The organism is Clostridia bacterium (genome assembly GCA_014360065.1).
GTDB lineage: Bacteria > Bacillota > DSM-521 > Neomoorellales > JACIYF01 > JACIYF01.
The window spans coordinates 1-3,596 of sequence record JACIYF010000186.1 but is presented as its reverse complement, the minus strand read 5'-3'; the positions used below and the strand labels follow the sequence as shown (position 1 = coordinate 3,596).

Genomic DNA, 3,596 nt, shown 5'->3' with positions numbered 1-3,596 from the left:
AAGGCAGGAACGCTAGCGTAAGTGGCTCCAAAGGCCACAGTAATGCCTTCTGCTGGCCCGGCCCCTCCCGCCCGTCCGGGCGGGAGGGGCCCATCAATGGCTACCCCTAAGCTTTGTAGCTCGGTCTTCAGCTGGCAGTAGTAACCAGTGCTGCTAGCGGCATCATTATGCTTCATAACCGTCACCATCACATCTATTCTTGAAGTTAGCCAGGATCTCAGGGCCCCAGAAGAAATGAAGCCCCTGCCCCGTTATCCTTCAAGAGAACCTGCTTGAGCTTCTAAGAAGGCCAACAGCTCCCGCCTCATTGCCACTAAGTCAGGATCCGTGCGGTCCCGGGGGCGCGGCAAGGTAATAGCTTGTTCCCAGCCGATACGGGCGGGAGGCCTAGTCAAGGCCCCTACCCGATCGGCCAAGAACAGAGCTTCGTCTACGCTATGGGTGACAAAAATCACCGTTTGCCGAGTCTGTAGCCAGAGCTCAAGGAAAAATTTCTGCATGGCATTACGAGTTTGAATATCTAGCGAGGCAAAGGGTTCATCCATAAGCACTATTTTGGGCCTGCCGATTAAGGCCCGGCCCAAAGCCAACCGCTGTTTCATTCCTCCTGATAGTTCCTTGGGGTAAGCTCGGGCAAATTTCTCTAGGCCAGTAGCCTTCAGGTAGCGTTCAACCTGCTTATCGATCTCCCAACTCGGAAGCTTGGCTAGCCGCAAAGGGAATTCTAGGTTCTGCCTTACCGTATACCAGGGAAAAAGGGCAAGATCCTGAAATACCATACCCCGGTCCCGGCCCGGACCTGTAACCGGCCGCCCGCCCACCTCGATATGTCCGCGAGAGGGGTAGTCAAGCCCGGCAATAAGCCGAAGCAGGGTGGTTTTGCCTGACCCGTTTAGACCTAAAAGGCAGTAAAACTCCCCATCCTGGAGCTCCAAGCTGATGTCTTCCAAGATAGTTAGCTGGTGGCCTTGATTGGAGTAAGTTTTGCTAACTTGTTCTATGCGAACTAGTGGGTTCTCCGTCAACGCTCGCTCCCCCAAAAACATTTCTTCCCAGCCAGGCCGCTGATCCTCGGTTCCGCCAACATCCAACTGTCAGCAGTAATCATTTCCAGCGCAGGCAGTAGGTTATCAAAAGGTTGGCAGCCCAGTCCATCAAGTAACCAATGGCTCCGATAACCAGCATTCCCGCCACAATGGCATCGGGACGCTGCAGGTCTCGGGCCAACATAATCATGTACCCCAAGCCATACCCCGACTTGATCCCGGTATATTCAGCTGCCACCAGGGTCATCCAAGCGATGTCAAGCCCCACCCGTAGCCCCGTAAAGAGGCTAGGCAGCGCTTGGGGAAAAATTACCTTGACCATCACTTGCCATTTGGAAGCCCCCATGGTATAAGCAGCATCGGCCAAGCGGGGGTCGCTAGCCTCAACCCCGGCCACCGTGTTCAGCAAGACTGGGAAAAAGGCACCGAGACCAATGATGAAAACCGCGGATGGGTTGCCAATGCCAAACCACAGGATGGATAGCGGCACCCACGCCAGCGGGGGAATCGGCCGTAAAATCTCGATGATGGGGTTGGCCAGGGCTCGGATCACCGGAAAATAGCCCATAGTGAAGCCTAAGATGATGGCAATAGGGGCAGCCAATATGAAGCCCCAACCTATCCGCGCTAGGCTACCCGCCAAGTGGCCCGCCAAGCTGTAGCCGGGGGGCAATCCTTGCCGCCATAGTTCCCAGAACGCTTCTGCAACCCTGATTGGAGAGGGAAGGCGGGCAGGAGCCACCATTCCCGTCCAGGACAGAGCTTGCCAAAGGCTTATGGCTGCCACCAGCATGGCCAGCCCGTATGGCCATCTAGCAGGACGCTTCATGACTGGGAATTTCCCTTCTGTCTTGAGTCGCTGTTTTGCAGTGACAAGCCCTCAGCAATCAAGCCTCGGCTGAAAGCCTTAGGGTTGGAAATGCTAACCAACCCAGCTGCATTGAGCACCTGCACATATTCTTCAACCTGGCTTGGCCATAAGTCACCGCCATACTTAATGTTTTTCAAGGCAGTTTCAATCACTGCTTCCGGTAGCCCAGTATACTTGCGAGCAATACTTACCGCCTCGTCTGGATGGGCTTTGATCCAATCTATGGCTTGGGTATGAGCCTGAAGTATTTTGCCAACTGCTTCTGGGTGCTGTTGATAAAAGCGGCGGCTAACAACTACCACGCAACAAGGGTGATTAGGCCAGATGTCATGCGAGCTCATATATATCCGCCCCACCCCTTGCTCCACCGCCTGGGCTGGAAATGGCTCCCAAGCCACAAAACCGTCGATTTGTTTATTCCTCAAGGCAGAAACCATTTCCGGCGGCTTGATTACCAGGGGAGTGACGTCTTGTGGCCTCAGGCCAGCTTGGTTCAATACCTTTCTCAGCAATACATCCTGGACGCTACCTAGCCCCGGAACCGCTATGGTCTTTCTGGCCAGGTCCCCGCCCTTGGTAACTGAAGAACCAGGGCTCAGCACCAACGCCGATCCCTCGGCATTTGCCAAAGCCAGTATCACTACGTCGGCGGTACCATGGGCCGCAGCAGTAACTACCGGCGCCAGCCCTACATACCCCACCTCCAAGCTTTCACCAGCAAAAGCGCTCATTTCTTCCGGCCCGCTGGCAAAGACGCCGGCCACCTTAACATCCACGCCAGCTTACGTGAAAAATCCCTGCTCCAAGGCTACCATAGCCGGGAGTTGGTGCAGATCAGCCTGCAAATAGCCTAAACGAACAGCCGGTGAGCCAGAGGCTGGGCCCGTTCCAGATGTACAGCTAGCCAAGCAGCCCACGGCCAGGGATAGGACAAGACCCAGGATCACCATGTTTCTTACTCTAGCTCTTGCCCGCATTATCGGCCCCTTCTCCCTTCCAAGACACCATTTGTTTCCATTTCCTCCCTCTGATCCTTCGCGCTCAGCACCCAACCGCCAGGAAAGTGTAGCCCCCAGGCGCTTATTCTCTGGGCGGGGCGGACCCCTGTTGTTCCGCAAGGCTAGCTTGGCGACGGTGCAAGTAGATCCTAAGAAAATCAGCCGTCAGCTGCTTAAGAAAAGGAAAGAAAGAGGTCGCCTGCATAGAAGTATCCTCACCTGCCAAAACACCGTTGCGCAAGCTAATCAACCGCCCCACCAGCTCTTGCCCTCTCTTGACTACTGACCTTAAGAGCTCTCCATCTTGGGCCAACATGCCGCTGGTTTCCAGCCAACTTATTCGGCTCCATATGCTTTCTAGAAAGGTCCTGATCTTCTCCGGTTCGTAGGTCTTGGTCCCAATCAGCCAGTGTATAGGAACTGTTTCCAGGCCCACCGTAACGATCCGGGCTTCGCTGATGGCCCCTTTTAGTTGCCGTAGCTCCTGGGAGTACGGCTCAATACTCGAAGTTGCCAGCTCTAGCTGCTTGTCGGGGCCGTTTTCAGCTTTATCCCTCTGGACGGCGCCTAGAAGCAGCTGGATCAATATTTGGTTGGCCTCCTGAAAATGAGGCTCCTCAAAGTGAGGGCCAAAGAGAAACAGCTTTCCCCGGCCGGCTCCCAGGTGGGGAAAAGTTACCT

5 protein-coding genes are annotated in these 3,596 nt (G+C 55.0%); all 5 read right to left on the bottom strand.

Annotated elements, in window-relative coordinates; translation table 11 throughout:
- Positions 1 to 176: hypothetical protein (locus H5U02_14660; protein MBC7343662.1), on the bottom strand; the 176-nt coding region annotated here is incomplete at its 3' end.
- Positions 177 to 251: 75 nt separating this feature from the next.
- Positions 252 to 1,025: an ABC transporter ATP-binding protein gene (locus tag H5U02_14655; protein ID MBC7343661.1), complete on the bottom strand. Its 774-nt coding sequence runs from the start codon at positions 1,023 to 1,025 to the stop codon at positions 252 to 254.
- Positions 1,026 to 1,104: 79 nt separating this feature from the next.
- Complete coding sequence (locus H5U02_14650; protein MBC7343660.1) at positions 1,105 to 1,875, bottom strand: ABC transporter permease; 771 nt, start codon at positions 1,873 to 1,875, stop codon at positions 1,105 to 1,107.
- On the bottom strand, positions 1,872 to 2,693 hold the full coding sequence (locus H5U02_14645; GenBank protein MBC7343659.1) for an aliphatic sulfonate ABC transporter substrate-binding protein: 822 nt from the start codon (positions 2,691 to 2,693) through the stop codon (positions 1,872 to 1,874). Before H5U02_14645 ends, H5U02_14650 begins: the two co-directional genes overlap by 4 nt.
- Positions 2,694 to 2,997: 304 nt before the next feature.
- A partial coding sequence (locus H5U02_14640) for a hypothetical protein (protein MBC7343658.1) occupies positions 2,998 to 3,596 on the bottom strand: 599 nt, incomplete at its 5' end.